Source organism: Campylobacter concisus, assembly GCF_002913745.1.
In the GTDB taxonomy this organism is placed as follows: domain Bacteria; phylum Campylobacterota; class Campylobacteria; order Campylobacterales; family Campylobacteraceae; genus Campylobacter_A; species Campylobacter_A concisus_R.
Genome location: NZ_PPCG01000020.1, coordinates 1 through 15,558 on the forward strand (window position 1 = coordinate 1; position 15,558 = coordinate 15,558).

At 38.9% G+C, this 15,558-nt stretch carries 17 protein-coding genes; 4 read left to right on the plus strand and 13 right to left on the minus strand.

From position 1 onward, the window contains the following. Positions 1 to 16 precede the first annotated feature (16 nt). From CYO90_RS01950 to CYO90_RS01960, 3 genes are read left to right on the plus strand one after another with little or no spacing between them, the layout of a single operon-like run. Positions 17 to 886 carry a Gfo/Idh/MocA family protein gene (locus CYO90_RS01950; protein ID WP_103578246.1) on the plus strand — a complete coding sequence of 290 codons (870 nt, stop codon included), beginning with the start codon at positions 17 to 19 and terminating at the stop codon, positions 884 to 886. After that, on the plus strand, positions 886 to 1,839 hold the full coding sequence (hemH, locus tag CYO90_RS01955; protein ID WP_103578247.1) for a ferrochelatase: 954 nt from the start codon (positions 886 to 888) through the stop codon (positions 1,837 to 1,839). Before CYO90_RS01950 ends, hemH begins: the two co-directional genes overlap by 1 nt. 47 nt (positions 1,840 to 1,886) lie before the next feature. Next, positions 1,887 to 2,348: a response regulator gene (locus tag CYO90_RS01960; RefSeq protein WP_103578248.1), complete on the plus strand. Its 462-nt coding sequence runs from the start codon at positions 1,887 to 1,889 to the stop codon at positions 2,346 to 2,348. Positions 2,349 to 2,436: 88 nt separating this feature from the next. On the opposite strand, the gene CYO90_RS01965 is transcribed toward CYO90_RS01960, so the two are convergent. The 13 genes from CYO90_RS01965 to sstT form a co-directional block, all read right to left on the minus strand. After that, complete coding sequence (locus CYO90_RS01965; protein ID WP_103578249.1) at positions 2,437 to 4,269, minus strand: peptidoglycan D,D-transpeptidase FtsI family protein; 1,833 nt, start codon at positions 4,267 to 4,269, stop codon at positions 2,437 to 2,439. 8 nt (positions 4,270 to 4,277) lie between these two features. Next, positions 4,278 to 4,571, minus strand: coding sequence for a flagellar hook-basal body complex protein FliE (fliE, locus tag CYO90_RS01970; protein WP_021089607.1), 294 nt, complete (start codon positions 4,569 to 4,571; stop codon positions 4,278 to 4,280). Next, positions 4,571 to 5,071 (minus strand): flagellar basal body rod protein FlgC, encoded by a 501-nt coding sequence (flgC, locus tag CYO90_RS01975; RefSeq protein WP_103578250.1) that lies wholly within the window; start codon positions 5,069 to 5,071, stop codon positions 4,571 to 4,573. The genes fliE and flgC overlap by 1 nt, the downstream gene beginning before the upstream one ends. 8 nt (positions 5,072 to 5,079) lie before the next feature. Beyond that, positions 5,080 to 5,514, minus strand: coding sequence for a flagellar basal body rod protein FlgB (gene flgB / locus CYO90_RS01980; protein WP_103578251.1), 435 nt, complete (start codon positions 5,512 to 5,514; stop codon positions 5,080 to 5,082). Between the two features lie 62 nt (positions 5,515 to 5,576). Beyond that, on the minus strand, positions 5,577 to 6,173 hold the full coding sequence (locus tag CYO90_RS01985; RefSeq protein ID WP_103578252.1) for a thioredoxin: 597 nt from the start codon (positions 6,171 to 6,173) through the stop codon (positions 5,577 to 5,579). An 8-nt stretch (positions 6,174 to 6,181) separates the two neighbouring features. After that, positions 6,182 to 6,634: an SsrA-binding protein SmpB gene (gene smpB / locus CYO90_RS01990; protein ID WP_258030627.1), complete on the minus strand. Its 453-nt coding sequence runs from the start codon at positions 6,632 to 6,634 to the stop codon at positions 6,182 to 6,184. A 14-nt stretch (positions 6,635 to 6,648) separates the two neighbouring features. Next, complete coding sequence (locus CYO90_RS01995; protein ID WP_103578254.1) at positions 6,649 to 7,392, minus strand: 4-(cytidine 5'-diphospho)-2-C-methyl-D-erythritol kinase; 744 nt, start codon at positions 7,390 to 7,392, stop codon at positions 6,649 to 6,651. After that, on the minus strand, positions 7,389 to 7,619 hold the full coding sequence (gene csrA, locus CYO90_RS02000) for a carbon storage regulator CsrA (RefSeq protein ID WP_002941828.1): 231 nt from the start codon (positions 7,617 to 7,619) through the stop codon (positions 7,389 to 7,391). The genes CYO90_RS01995 and csrA overlap by 4 nt, the downstream gene beginning before the upstream one ends. After that, a complete protein-coding gene (gene truB, locus CYO90_RS02005) occupies positions 7,613 to 8,434 on the minus strand; it encodes a tRNA pseudouridine(55) synthase TruB (RefSeq protein ID WP_103578255.1) in 822 nt (273 codons plus the stop codon). Before truB ends, csrA begins: the two co-directional genes overlap by 7 nt. Next, entirely contained in the window at positions 8,431 to 10,500 is a 2,070-nt protein-coding gene (locus CYO90_RS02010) for an ATP-dependent helicase (protein WP_103578256.1), read from the minus strand. Before CYO90_RS02010 ends, truB begins: the two co-directional genes overlap by 4 nt. Before the next feature lie 51 nt (positions 10,501 to 10,551). Next, positions 10,552 to 11,001 (minus strand): hypothetical protein, encoded by a 450-nt coding sequence (locus CYO90_RS02015; RefSeq protein ID WP_021085502.1) that lies wholly within the window; start codon positions 10,999 to 11,001, stop codon positions 10,552 to 10,554. 1 nt (position 11,002) lies between these two features. Then, positions 11,003 to 12,724, minus strand: a complete 1,722-nt coding sequence (locus tag CYO90_RS02020) for a M3 family oligoendopeptidase (protein ID WP_103578257.1) — start codon at positions 12,722 to 12,724, stop codon at positions 11,003 to 11,005. Between the two features lie 88 nt (positions 12,725 to 12,812). Next, entirely contained in the window at positions 12,813 to 14,180 is a 1,368-nt protein-coding gene (gene sstT, locus CYO90_RS02025; RefSeq protein WP_429827812.1) for a serine/threonine transporter SstT, read from the minus strand. Positions 14,181 to 14,318: 138 nt separating this feature from the next. Here sstT and metK point away from each other — a divergent pair, with 138 nt between their 5' ends. After that, positions 14,319 to 15,524 (plus strand): methionine adenosyltransferase, encoded by a 1,206-nt coding sequence (gene metK, locus CYO90_RS02030; protein ID WP_103578258.1) that lies wholly within the window; start codon positions 14,319 to 14,321, stop codon positions 15,522 to 15,524. Positions 15,525 to 15,558: the final 34 nt, after the last annotated feature.

The window sequence follows — 15,558 nt, forward strand, 5'->3', positions numbered from 1 at the left end:
GTTTTAAAGGGTGAATGTGAAGCTAAAAATCGGCATTATTGGCTATTGCAGCACAGGTAAAAAACATTATTTAGAGCTTAGACGCTCAAACGAGTTTGAAATTTGTGGCATTTTTGACAAAGACAATGTTGATGAGTTTTGCAGAGCTGATTTTTATACTGATTTTAAAGAATTTATAGAGGTTGCCCAGCCTCAAGCAGTCGTGCTTTGCTCGCCAAGAGAGGAGATGGTGGAGGCATTTTGCCAGTGTGCAAAATATTGTCAAAATATCCTCATTTCACGTCCAGTTTTTAAAAGTATCGCAGATCTTAAAGAGATAAAATATGCCGCCAAAACAAACAAAACTAGGGTTTGCACAGGCATTTCGGAGCGTTTTAATCCAACTATTTTGTCACTTAAAAAAGCACTTTTAAAAGAAGAGGAAATTTATAGCATTTCTATAGCTCATTTTAAGCCACTTTGTGACGGAAATATCATAAATGAGCTCTCAGTTTCTGACATTGACCTAGCAAAAAATATCATAAATTCTGAAGTCAGCGACTTTTACTACACTCAAACAAACAAGACAAATGCCAAAAGTGCCGATAACGCGGCGATAAGCTTTAAAAGTAAAAATCAAATTCTAGTGCATATCACTGACTCATTTTGTGGCTCACTAGAGCGCTTTAAGATAGAGGTAAATGCGAAAAATGGCGTCTATTTTGGCGATCTTATCGATCACAAACTTCATCAAGTGAGCGAAAATGGACAGATGAATTTAAAGATAGATACAAATAGTAGCGAACTAAAAGCGCAATACGAGGCCTTTTACGATCTTTGCCAAAGTGGCGAGAGCAGCGAACTTTCAAACATTGATGACGCGATAAAAATAAGAGAACTATTTTGATGAAAAAAGCTCTTTTGCTTTTAAATATGGGCGGTGCAAACAGCCTTGACGATGTCGAAATTTTCTTAACAAATATGTTTAATGACCCATATATTTTGGGTATAAAAAATAAATTTTTAAGAAAATTTGTAGCTTTCATGATCACAAAAGGCAGGCTAAAAACTGCGAAGCGCAACTACGAGCAAATAGGCGGAAAGTCGCCACTTTGCGAGCTTACAGCTAAGCTTTGTGAGAAAATTTCAAGCCTTAAAAGCGAATTTGACGCGGTTGATTTTGCGATGAACTACACTTCGCCATTTGTAAAAGATGTGCTAAAAAAGTATGAAAAATTTGATGAGATAGTGCTTTTACCACTCTATCCTCACCACTCACAAACTACGATAACCTCGAGCTTAGCTGATTTTAAAAAGGCAAAAGAGGAGCTTAATCTAAAAGCTAAAATTTCACTTTGTAAGCCATTTTATGATGATGACGCTTACAATAAGATCATTATCTCCCACATCCGTGAAGCGGTAAAAGATACCGATATAAGCGATGTTAGCCTCATCTTTTCAGCTCACTCTTTACCTCGCAAGATCATTGAAAAGGGCGATATCTACGAAAAACACATAAACGAACATGTGCAAATTTTAAGCAAAATGCTAAAAGAGCAGGGGCTAAATTTTAAAGGTGTGAGCCTTGCTTATCAGTCGCGTCTTGGCCCAGTTAAATGGCTAGAACCATCGCTAAATGAGGCTTTGGCAAAGTGCGAAAATAAAAAAGCGCTTATCTATCCACTATCTTTTTGCATAGACAACTCTGAGACCATTTTTGAGCTAGTTATCGAGTACGCTAAGCTTGCAAAAGAGCTAAGCTTTAGCTTTTATAAAGTGGTAGAGTGTCCAAATTTTAGCGATGAATTTGCTAGTTTTATCCTAGAAAAGTCAAAAAACACTAGAGAATTTAGCCTTTAGGAATAAATCTTGCTTATAAAAAGCATCTCAAATTTAAAAGGAGATGTATGAAGGTTCAAAATAACGATATTATCGATTATTTGTTGCAGTCAGGCTCAAGCAAAACTAAAGATAAAAAAAATAGTTTTGATGAAATTTTAAGTCTAACGCTTGATAAGATCACAAGCGAGGCAAAGGTTTCAGACAAGCTTGAGCAGTTTAAGAAAAGGCTTACAGAGATCGGTGCTGCTGGCTTTGTGAATGAGCTAAATTCAAACAAAATAGAAGAGAAAATAGCTCAGAAAAAAGAGGAGCTAACCGAGCTTTTAAGCATAAATGATCCGACTAAAACGCAGGATCAAAAAAATGAGCTACTTAAAATCATGGATAAAATTTTAAGTGACTACCGCAAAGAGCTAAACATGGCACTTACGAGCCAAACACTGCTTGAGAAGCAAAATAGCCTTGGCAAAAATACAAATAATTCTGTAAATTTAAGCTCTGTCTTAAATGAACTTGGACTTGCATAAATTTTGGATTTAGGCCACTTGCCTAGATCCAAATTTCTACTTTAAACTCTAAATTTGAAATTTAATATTTATATCTTAGAAGTTAAATTTAATCTAAAGCCGGTTTTTGTTTTGCTTTGTCGTTTTTGAGCTTGTCTTTTTTGGCTTCAAACTCAGCTATGACATTAGGATCTGGGAATAAATAGCCATCTTCAACCATTAGATCAACGGCCTTTTTAAATGTCGGCAACGCACTTTGCGCACCAAAGTAGTAGTAAGGTTTTTTAGGGTCTCTTGCTAAAACGCCTATGGTGTAGCTGTTGCCTCTTGTGTCGTTTACGAAGCCAAAAAACGAGCCGTTATAGGTGTTGCTATATCCGCCTTTGCCAGAAGCGATGTGTGCGGTGCCAGTTTTACCGCCTATCTCAAGACCTGGTGTAAATGCCTTTAAGCCAGTACCTTTTTCAACTGTTTTTATCAAAATTCTCTTCATTATCTTTGCGGTCTCTTGCGAGATGACCTGTGCTGGCTCTGCTTTTGGCAGATCGTAGCGCTTGCCGTTTCGCTCCAAATATGCCACCATGTGCGGCGTCACCTCGATGCCTTTGTTGTTAAAGGTGTTATAAGCTTTTAAAAGCTGCATAAATGTCGCTTGAAGGCCGTATCCGTAGCTAACTGTCGCTTTATAGGTTGATGAGTTTAGTTTAGTAACCGTTGGCATCATACCTACTTGCTCGTATGGCAGATCGATGCCGGTCTTTCTTGAAAAGCCAAAATTTAAAAGCCTTTGATAAATTTGAGGACCATTTAGGCGTTCTACTAGCTGGATCATGCCGATGTTTGAGCTATGCACGATGATGTCTTCAGCGCTCATAAAAGGCTCTGGGTGGGTATCTTTGATGATCCTTTTGCCTAGCTGATAGCGACCGTTGTATGTATTTACTAGCTCAAAAGGATTTACCTTTTTTTCTTGAAGCAGTATGGAGAAGATAAATGGCTTAAAAACCGATCCAACCTCGTATGCATACTCGCTTGCGCTCGAATTTAGTGCGCTGTAATCTTGCTTTCTTATGTTTGAGGGGTCGTATCTTGAGCTAGAAGCTAGGGCTAAAATTTCGCCATTTTTGCTATTCATAATGCAGATGATTAACTCTTTTGCGTCTAAAAATTCACGCTTTTCGTCTAAAATTTGCTCTAACTTGGTCTGAAATTTAAGCGGTATAGAGAGCACTGCGTTGTAGCCATCGACCCTTGTTGCTAAATTTGAATCGCTGGTTAGGATTATATTGTTGCCGATATCGCGCGGACCAAGGATTTTGGCGTTTTGTATCGGAGCTAGATAGTCCTCGTAGTATCTCTCAAGTCCTTTTACGCCTTTACTTTTGGTAAGTGCGTCGCTCTCTGTTTTGCTCACGTAGCCAATAGCTGGCGTTAAGGCGTCTTTTGACATAAATTTACGGTTTTGACCGCTCTCCATTACGCGCATACCTTGAAACGAGGCAAGCCCAGTCTTTGGGTCAAGATATGAGATCAAAATGCCCTTGCGGTTTAGCTTTCTAGAGAGCTCTTGAAGGTAGGTAGCGCCCTTTGCGTCGATGCTGTAAGAGAGCGTGACAAGGCCTTTTGTGCCATTTATGATCTTTCTTACTTTGTTTGGATCGTCACCGCTATAAAGCGAGTAGAGCTTGATAAACATCTCTTTTTTGTTTGGATCGATGTTTCTGGTGTCAAGCATCACTTTGTAGAGTTTTTGGCTTGATGAGATGCTAAAGCCGTCTTTTGTGACGATATTGCCGCGGATTGCGGTATTTACGTCGCTTGTTTGAAGCTTAGGAAGCTTTCGCTCGATGCTTGCTCTATAAAATATAACGAGCACAAAGATTGAAATTCCAAAAGTAATTAATAAAAAAAGTATGGTTATTTTTGATTTTCTGGAATTCATTCAATGGCTTAAATTTGCGTTCTTGAAATTTCTTTGTATGCGCTTAGCGCTTTGTTGCGAATTTCTAGCATAAGCTTCATGCTGGTCTCCGCCTTGCCTATGGCGATAGCTGCTTGGTGCAAGTCTTTTACCTCGCCAGTTGCGAGATCAGCTATGGCTTTATCGGCATTTATTTGAACCTTGTTTAGCTCTTTTAAAGAGTCGTTTAGTGCGTTTTCAAAGCCACCTTCTTCGCCTGCTTTTGCTATTTTGCTTGAATTTTCGTTTTTGTTTAACTTATCTAAATTTATGCTATTTATCATTATGCTTGTCCTGAAATAAGTGATATCGCACTTTGTGCTATTGTCTTTGCGTTTTGAAATGACGCTACATTTGCTTGATAAGCCCTTGTTGCCTCGAGCAAGTCAGCCATCTCGATGACTGGATTTATATTTGGAAATGCGACGTAGCCATTTGCATTTGCGTCTGGGTGGCTTGGGTCGTATTTTAGTTGAAAGTCCTTGTCGTCACGCACCACTTTATCTACGATCACGCTAGTTAGGGCAGGGTGAGCGTTTTTAGGTGAGCTTGGATCATCGAGTGGATTTTCATAGTCAAGCAGACTTTGTGAGCTTTTAAGCTGATCGTTTAAAATTTTATCAAAGTTCATCTCTTTAAAAATGACCTCTTGTCTTCTGTAAGGTCCGCCCTCAGCCGTTCTTGTGGTTTGAGCGTTTGCTATGTTTGAGCTGATGACGTTCATCCTGAAGCGTTGCGCGCTTAGTCCATATCCGCTAATATCAAAATCATTTAAGTATGACATCATCTCTCCTAGTTCTTAGCACTTGCGTCTATTACGCTTTTAAAGATATTGCCCTGGGCCTTGTATGCGCTATCAAGGGCGTTTATCATAACTGTATTTTTGCCCATTTCTGTTGTCTCAACATCAAGATCAACCGTGTTTGCATCGTTTCTAGCCATGTGGCCATCGCGCAAGAAAATTTGAGCTGTGTCACTTTTTGGGAAATCAACCGCAGCCATGTGTGCTTCGTTTGTTTTAGCTAAATTTAGTTTTTTGCTCTCTGAAACGTTGTAAATTTCATTTGCTTTTTCTCTTAAAACATCTTCAAATCTTATATCTCTAGCCTTGTAAAATGGCGTATCAACATTTGCAAGGTTACCAGAGATGAGCTTTTGGCGTAGCTCTCTGCCTGCAAGGGCTGATTCGACGAGTGGGCTAGATTTTGATCTATCTAAAACAAACATTTAAAGTCCTTCTAAAATTTCACACATTTATAAGCAAATGATGTTCCAAATATAAGGCAAATTTATTTTGTTTCATAGATTTTTGCCAAATCTTCTTTCATTTTTGTGACTTTTATGCCGCCAAGATAGTATTTAACTCCGTATTGTCCGCTATCTACGTCTGTTAAAATTTGATATTCGCCGTTTTTTATCACCACTTTAAAAGGTAGTGCGATCTCGTGTTTGTATTCGATATCTCTTACGATTTGCTCGGCAAGCCTGTCATTTATCTTTTGATCGTTTGTTATGAAGTAGTAGGCATTAAATTTTTGCATAAATTCATGCAAAACATACTCATTTGTGACATTTTCAAAGTGAGTTAGTCCAATTAGCGTAAATTTATCTTTGTTTTCAAGCTGATATTTTGTAAGCTCGGCTGCCTCTTTTTGACAAGGTGGGCAAAATGTGCCAAAAATGTCGATCATTAAAACCTTATTTTCATCATTTTTGATAGCAAAGCCATGATCTTTTCTAACTAAAGTAAGCTCCTTGCCGCTTACATCTACAAGCTTAATCTCTTCGTTTGGGCTAAATTCTTTAAAATTTGCACTGCTGCTTTCTTCTTCGCCACAACCAAAAAAAGCAAATAAAGCGATTATTAAAACAAGTAAATTTTTCATCTTATCCCTTAAACATATCTTTTTATGGCAGCTCTTGCCTCTTTGTCTGCCTCGCGTCTTTTTAAAGTCTCGCGCTTGTCGTGCAAATTTTTACCTTTTGCAAGGGCCAGCCTTGCTTTTACGATGTTTTTATCGCTTAGATAAAGTGTTAAAACAACTAGAGCAAGCCCATCTTGTGAGACTTGACCGAAAATTTTATCGATCTGCTTTCTATGCATCAAAAGTTTTCTGGCTGCTCGCTCATTTAAACGAAATGCGCTGTGTGTGGTTTCAAGATAGCTGATATGGGCGTTTAGTAAGAAAAGCTCACCTTTTATGACGCGCACAAAGCTATCTTTTAAATTTGCTCTGCCAGCCCTTAGAGCCTTGACTTCGCTGCCTTTTAAAACGATGCCAGCCTCAAAGGTCTCAAGTATGCTAAAGTCATGCAAAGCTTTTTTGTTTTTTGCTAGATCTTTTATCAAAATTTTACCTTTTATTTTACGCTAAATACGCTACTGCCGCTACCGCTTAGAAATTTATCCCTAAACTCATTCATCTGTGGATAGAGCTTAAAGCATGGGGCAAAAAGATCGTTTAGCTCCTCGTTTTTATAAATTTCAAGTAGCTCTTTGCTCTTTAAATTTTGCATCTTTTTTGCAGCATTAACGTCTATGTATTGTAAGAAATTGCTTCTAAATTCTTGATAAACCATCGGTGTGGAGCAAAAAACATTTGGCGTGAAAATATTTAAATTTGGCACTTCATCGTCAAATTCTTCTATGATCTCGCCTATGCCACTTACATTTGCTGCCTTGTAACCGCTTACAAAAAAGGCCACATCTGCGCCGATTTTGGAGGCTATTTGCATCAAATTTTCGCGTTTTATATTTAAATTTAGCTCGTCATTTACCATAAGTAAAAAGGTGGCGGCGTTTGAACTGCCTCCTCCTAGACCAGCACCTATTGGGATTTGTTTGTTGATGATGATTTTATGAGAGCTAAAAAACTCATCTAGCTCGTTTGAAAAGCCAGCTTTTTTTAGCTCGTCTATCGCTTTTTGGATGATGTTTTCTTTTATCTCTTTGTTGTCGCATTCGATAGCAAAAGAATTTGACTTTTCAAAATAAATTTCATCAAAAAGCTGCTCGCAAAGAACAAAACGTGACAAAATTTCGTGGTAGTTGCCTCTGGTGCCAACTACCTTCAAAAATACGTTGATCTTTGCAAAGCTTTTCATTTCTCGATTTTTTTCGCAAGCTCGTGGATATCGGCTTCGCTTGCTTTTTTGGTGGCGTGGATATTTTCGTTTTTGATATCGTTTGCCAGCTCGCTTCTTAGTATCATTGTGTTGCGCGGGGCTTCGATACCAAGCTTAACGGTGCTTTTTGAGATACTTACTACGACGACTTTTATGTCGTTACCTAGTAAAATTTCTTCGTTTTCTTTTCTTGCTAAGATTAACATTTTTCTACCTTGTTTAAAGTGTAATTTATAGTATCATCCATGATTTGGATTACGCTCATAAATTTATCATAATTTAGCAAATAAATTCCTTGTGTTTGTGTTTCAAAATCGTTAATTTTTAATTTCTTGCCGTCAAGTATGTTGTTAATGTCCCCAAAATACGTGTTTTGCTCAATATTTAAAAAATTGCAAATATTTAAAAATTTTTCATTTTCATAGCGAAATTTACCCTCGCTTACCCTCTTTAATGAGCTTAAAGTTACATTATAACCAACTTTTTGCCCAAAAATTTCTGCATAAGAGCGGATATAACTCCCCTCACTTACACTTAAACGAAGTGTCAAAAAAGGGTGTGAATAATTCAAAATTTCACTCTCATAAATTTCCATTGTCTCTGGCTTTAGCTCAAATTCTTCGCCACTTCTTGCTAGCTTGTAAGCTCTTGTGCCATTTACATGTTTGGCGCTAAATTTTGGCGGGACATAGCTTATCTTACCAGTTAGCTCGCCTCTTATGGCTTCAAGTTTTTCTAAATTTAGCTCTTTTACATTTGAAATTTCAGTGATATTTTCATTATCCATGCTAGGACTGCTAGCTCCAAGCCAGATCGTCGCTTCATAGACCTTTGGGCTTTTGTCTAAAAATCTAAAAAATTTCGTATACGAGCCAAAAGCGACTATCAGACAGCCACTCGCAAATGGATCAAGCGTGCCTGAAAATCCAGCTTTTTTAACGCCATATTTTCTCTTTAGTCGTCCTAAAAAGTGGTTTGAGCTCATGCCAGCAGGCTTGTTTGCCACGAAAATGGCGTTCATACGGCCTTTTCCACGAAGCTTGACATGATCTCTCTTACATTGCCACCAAAATTTATAGTCAGTTTAAACTCTTTTTTGATCTTGCTAACCGCGCTCACCCTGCCGATACCAAAAATTTTATGTTTAACAAGGTCGCCTTTTTTAAATTCATTGCTTTGTTCGATAACTAGCGAGCCATGCGTGATACCGCTCTCGCTTAAAAATCTACTCTTATTTAGCCTCGTGCGCTGACCTTTATAAAAGCGCGAATTTGCAAAGCTTAGGCTAAGTGTCCTCTTAGCTCTTGTTATCGCCACATAAGCTAGCCTGCGCTCCTCTTCGATGTCGCTACCATCGCCAATGAGTGGGAAAAATCCCTCTTCAAGGCCGATCACAAAAAGGTGTTCAAACTCAAGCCCCTTGCTAGCATGCACGCTCATAATGCTAATAGCCTCGTCGCTAATGCCGTCTTGCTCGCTTGTTAGCGTGATCTCGTTTAAAAACTCTTCTAGATCAAAGCTTGGATTTTGCTTGATCTGATCTTTTAAAACAGCGTAAAACTCGTCGATGTTCGCTGCTCTTTCAGCGCCATCTGGCAAGCTCTCGTAGTATTTTTTCACGCCAAATTTAGCTTCAAATTTATCTATGAGGTCAAAAACTGAGCTGCTTTCTTGAAGCTCTTTTAGGTTGTTTGCAAACTCAAGAAGGGCTGATTTTACCTTTTTACTAAAGGCTTCGTCGTTATCAGAGATGTTTGAGATCGCCTCGAAAATTGAAATTTTACCCTCAAATGCCATCTTTTCAAGCTTATCAAGGCTTACTTTGCCAAGACCGCGTTTTGGGCGGTTGATGATGCGTCTTATTGAAAAGTCATCGTTTGGATTATTTATCAGCCTTAAGTAGCTTATGATATCTTTGATCTCGGCTCTTTCGTAAAATTTAACACCGCCGACCATTTTATAGGCGATCTGCTCTTTGTTTAGCCCATCTTCAAGTGAGCGCGAGAGAGCGTTTATGCGGTATAAGATCGCGATATCTTTTGCCTGCACGCCTTTGCTTAAAAGCTCTTTTATATTTTTTGCGATCTTGCCAGCCTCGACGCTCTCATCAAAGCTCTCTATCAAATTTACAGCTTCGCCTTCGCCTTTTGTGCCCACAAGCTTCTTGCCAAGGCGGTTGCGGTTATGATCTATCAGTTCGTTTGCAGCCTTTAGTATCGCTTCACTCGAGCGGTAGTTTTTCTCAAGTCTGATGATCTTTACGTTGCTAAACTGATCTTTGAAATTTAAGATATTGTCTATCTTTGCACCGCGCCAGCCATAAATACTCTGGTCATCATCGCCCACCACGCAGATATTTTCGTGGCATAGACAGAGTTTTTTTAGGAGCTTATACTGAAGATCGTTTGTGTCTTGATACTCATCGACCATTATATATTTGTAGCGGTTTGAAATTTCTCTAGCAAGATCTTCGTTTTCGTCTAAAATTTTATATGTAAGCCCTAGCAAATCGTCAAAATCAACAAGGTTGTTTGCCTTTAAATAGTCCTCGTACTTTTCATAAATTTGCGCTGCTTGTTTGTAAAAGTTGTCCTTGCTCTTATCAAATGAAGAGAAATTTGCATTTTTATAGACCTCTTCGACGCTTAAAAGTGAGTTTTTATAGTTTGAAATTTCACTTGACAAAATAGCAGTGGCGACTGGACTTTCAAAGCTTTTGATGATGCGTTTTTTATCGTCTGTGTCGATGATGACGAAGTTGTTTTTTCTGCCAAGCTTTTCTATGTAGAGCTTTAAAAACAAAAGTCCAAATTTGTGAAATGTGCAAAGAAGCGGCGAGTAGTTTTTGCCGCTTTGGCTTAGCATCGCCATGGCTCTGCTGCGCATCTCGTTGGCCGCTTTGTTTGTAAAAGTAAGAGTTAGCGTGTTTGCAGCGTCTATGCCAACCTCGCCGATGAGATAGGCAAGCCTAGTCGTGATAGTCTTTGTCTTGCCGCTGCCAGCACCTGCTAGTATGAGCATCGGGCCATCTATGTGGGTGGCTGCTTCGCGCTGGGCTTCGTTTAAATTTGATAGTAAATTTTCCATTTTTCGCTTTTTAAATTTTCTTTTGATTTTAGCCAAAAATGCTTAAAATTACTATTTTTTCTTAAATATATCTTTATTTTTTGGGTTTTGCAAAAAGACTGAGGCTGATTTTTTAGCGTGATCGACTTGCTTCTCTTTTGGCTTATAAATGGAGAAATTTACAAGGATCGGGCTATTTTCAACCAAAATTTGAACCACAGCGCCAAGTGGAAACGATACCACTGAGGCAAAATTTTCACTGCCAAAGCCAGCCTCAAAGCTAAGCTCATCTTGCGTTAGCCTAGCACTTTCAAGCGTGTAGCCACCAAGCGAGAACATAATGACTGGCATGCTAAATCCACTGCTTATCTCATCTGGCAAGCTAGGCTCAAAGCTAACTAGAGGCAAATTTGCCATAACTGAGAAATTTAGCCCCTTTTCAAGTAAAAAATCAATGCACTCATAGACGTGCATCTTCATCAAAAGCGCAAATTTCTCATCGTCTAAAATTTCGTCTAACATCTTAATCCTTTGAAATTTCTAAAAACTCATCTACTAGTTTTTTGACCTCGTTTATGCCTATCTGCCAGAAGTTTTTATCATCTATATCAAAGCCAAATTTACCCACAAGCTCCCTTGGGCTAAGACTCCCGCCAAGGCTCAAAAACTCGGTGTAAATTTCGACAAAATTTTTGCATTTGCCGCTTTTGTAAAGCCCAAAAAGTGCAAGCACAAGAAGCTGTGCGTAAGAGTAGGCGTAGCAGTAAAATGGCGTGTGGATGAAGTGCGGGATGTAGCTCCACCAAATTTTGTAGTAGTCATTTAGTGTGACGCTTTTGCCAAACATCTTTTTGCTCTCTTTTAGCCAAATTTTATTTAGCTCATCTAGGCTGATCTCGCCCTCGTGTGCGTGCACAGCCCTTTCAAAGGTGGTGAAATTTATCTGGCGGTAAAGCGTGGCAAATATATCCTCGATCTTGCCAGCGAGCAGTGAAATTTTCTCTTTTTTGCTAAGGCCGTCTTTTATGTGATCAAAAACTAACATCTCGCAAAAGACTGAAGCCGTCTCAGCCGTGGTCAGCGGGGTGTCTGAGTTTAGGTAGCTTACGCTATATGATAGCTTTTGATGCACAGCGTGACCAAGCTCGTGAGCTAGCGTAAAAAGGTCTCTTCGCTGGTTTGTGTGATTTAGCAAAACATAAGGGTGCGTGTCGCTTGATCCTGAGTGTGAAAATGCTCCACCTCGCTTGTTTGGCGCAGGATAAACGTCGATCCAGCCGTCACTAAAAGCACTTTTGGCTATATCGCCAAATTTGGGTGAAAATGTCCAAAACGCTTTTAAAACTATCTTTTTGCACTCTTCAAATTTATACTCGCTTTCGCTGCTAAGAGGCGCGTATCTATCGTAATCATAAAGCTTTTTAAGGCCTAAAATTTCTCTTTTGCGCTCGTAAAATTTAGAGACTAGATCAAAATTTTTCTCCGTTACAGCAATTAGCGAATCAACGCTTTTTTTGCTGATTTGATTTTCAAGGTGTCTTGGCTCTTCAGGAAGCTTGAAATTTCGCAGCTCGCAGCTCGTTTTTAGATCAGTTTTTATCATATTATATATGTAGCCAAGGAGGTGCTGGTGCTTGCTAAGCTCGTTTGAAAGGCTTTTGGCGGCCAGTTTTCGCACGCTTTGGTCGCTCTCATGAAGCTTGGCTAAAATCTCTTCTTCGTTTAAAAGCTCGCCTTTAAATTTAAACCTCATCTTACTCATACTCTCATCAAAAAGCCTTGAAAAGCCCTCAGCTCCGGTGCTTGCCGTGCGAAGTAGCACTCTCTCTTCTGCAACGCTTAGTTGGTGCGGTTTTGCTTTGGCGAGGTTGCTTAGATAGTAGCCATATTTTTTGGAGCTTTTGATGATCTCTTCTTGTTTTTCAGGGGCAAACTCATTAAATTTGATCTCAAAAAATATCAAATTCTCATTTGCTTTTGTCGCTATCTCATCGATCTTTGCGTAAAATGCGCCCTTGCTTGTATCTTTGGCAAAATTTAAAAAAGCGTAAGTCATTACCTTTGAAATTTTAGCTATCAAGCTTTCATATTCGCAAAAAGCCTTTAAAAACTCCTCTGTTTTTAATTTTTCATAAATTTCAAGGTATTTATCTTTAAATTTCTCGCACTCTTTTTGTAAATTTAGTGCGTTTTGTTTGCACTCTTTTTCATTTGCAAAAAGTGCTTTTAGATCCCAAATTTGCATATTTATCCTTTAAATTTTTGGGACATTTTACAAAAAAATGGATAAAAGTAAAATTTCAGTCAAAATTTAGCTGAAATTTTACTGAGGATTATTCTGAAGTCTCTGAGGCTACGGCTGTAAAAAGCACGTCTGATGAGCTATTTAGTGCAGTTTCAACTGAGTCTTGGATGACGCCTATCGTAAAGCCAACTGTTACAAACTGCATAGCGATATCGTTACCGATACCAAAAAGTCCGCACGCTAATGGCACTAGAAGAAGTGAGCCACCAGCCACGCCAGATGCGCCGCACGCGCCAAGAGCTGAGATGAAGCAAAGAAGAAGCGCATCGCCAAATGTAACTGTTATAGATGGGATAGAATTTACCGCAGTAAGCGCTAGGATGCTAATAGTAACTGCAGCACCGCCCATGTTTATAGTAGCACCAAGCGGGATAGAGATCGAGTAGAGCTCCTCTTTTAGTCCAAGCTTTTTGCAAAGCGCCATATTTACAGGGATGTTTGCAGCTGAGCTTCTTGTAAAAAACGCTGAGATCGCGCTCTCTTTTAGGCAGATCATCACAAGTGGATAAGGATTTTTCCTAGTTAGTGCAAAAACCATCGCTGGATAGACGATAAATGCTACTACAAGCATCGCTCCAACAAGAACTAAGATCAGTTTTAGATATCCTGCAAGTGCCTCAAATCCAGTGTCATGAATGCTGATAGCAACCATGCCAAATATGCCAAATGGAGCTAGTCTGATGATAAATTTAACGATATGAGTTACGCCGTCGCTTATATCTTTAAATACTTTTTTTGTCTCAGGTGTGGCATATCTCATAGCAATACCACCACCTATCGCCCATGTGATGATGCCTATATAGTTGCCGTTTGCTAGGGCGGTTATTGGATTTTCTACCATTTTATAGATAAGATCTTTTAGCACGTTTGTGATGCCTTGAGGTGCTGACATATCAGCGCTTTGCAGACCTTTTAGCGGTATCTCGATAGGAAATAAAAAGCTTGCAATTACTGCCACAACAGCTGCTAAAAAGGTGCCAACAAGGTAGAGTGTGATGATCTTTTGCATGCCTTTTGTGTGGCCAAAATCTTTTAAAATGATAGAGGTTGCAACTAAAACAAATACAAGAATAGGTGCGATTGCTTTTAGAGCGCCCTTAAACAAATCTCCTAAAACTGAGGCTGAAGCAGCAATAGAATCAGCCGAACTAGCCTTTTCTTTGGCCTCATCAAGTTGTTTTACTTCATCTTGGCTAAGGCGAGTTTTTATGACTTCATCTATGCTTAAGCCACTCTCTTTTTGGATGGTTTGAATTTTAGCTGAGATTTGGTTGTAAGGGGCTGCTTGATAATGTGTGTAAAAGCCAACTAGGGCACCTAGGATGATACCGACTAAAATTTGAATGATCAAATTTCCATCGGCGTATCTTCTTGCAATGTTTTTAAACATATTCATTTGACACCTTAATAAATTAGTTTTTTGTTGATTTTAGCTAAATGATTTTTAAATATAAAGAAATTTAAAAAGATTAATTCGCTTTTTATATGGATTTGTTACAATTACACAAAAATTTAACCAAGGAAAAGGACGAAAATGTATCTATTTACTTCTGAAGTTGTAAGTCCAGGTCATCCAGATAAATGCGCTGATATCATCGCTGATAGCATTGTTGATACTATTTTAACGCAAGATCCAAATGGACGCGTTGCAAGCGAAGTTTTTGTAGCCGGAAAAAATATAGTAATAGGCGGAGAGATAAACTCAAAGGTAAAACTCTCTTATAAAGACTACGAAAAGATCGTAAAAGACGCTCTTGCGCATATTGGATATGACGGAAAGAGCAACTTTACAAAAGAGCAGTGCTTGCATCCAGACGATATCGAGGTCAAAGTCTGCTTAAATCAACAAAGTCCAGATATAAATCAAGGTGTTGATCAAAGTGATGGCGAGATTGGAGCGGGAGATCAAGGCATCATGTTTGGCTTTGCAAGTTGCGAAGCGAAAGAATTTATGCCAGCAGCTATAACTTACGCAAGAATGCTTTGTGAAAAAGTATATAAATTTGCCAAAGCAAACCCTGATAAACTTGGTGTTGATATAAAAACACAGGTTACGATTGATTACGGTAGTAAAGACAACTTTGAAAACTGCAAACCTCAAAGTATCCATACCATCGTCGTTTCAGCCCCTTGCGTGGAGAGCATGAAGATAGAAGAGCTTCGCGCATTAATACAAAATTTAATAGACGAAACTGGCCTTCCAAAAGAGCTATATAATAAAGAAAAAACGATCATCTATATAAACCCAACAGGCAGATATGTAAATCACAGCTCACTTCACGATAGTGGTCTAACAGGCAGAAAACTAATCGTCGATAGCTTTGGCGGATATAGCCCAATAGGTGGTGGTGCTCAGTCAAGCAAGGACTACACAAAGGTTGATAGAAGCGGACTTTACGCAGCGCGCTGGATAGCTAAAAATATCGTTGCAGCTGGCCTTGCTAAAAAATGTATCGTTCAGATAAGCTACGCGATCGGCGTTGCAAAGCCAACTTCAGTTAGCGTTGATACCATGGGAACTCACGCAAACAGCGTAAATGACGATATGCTTTCAAATTTTGTAAGCGAGCATTTTCCTCTAACACCTCGCTGGATAACAAATAAATTTGGTCTTGATAAACCAAGCAAAGAGACATTTTTATATGCAAAAGTAGCTGCAAAAGGTCAAGTGGGAAATGCAAAATACCCTTGGGAAAAGCTTGATGCAGTCGATACTTTCAAGGCTTTACTGAAAAAATAATCAAAAAAGTGGCTTTATCTAAAAGCCACTTTAA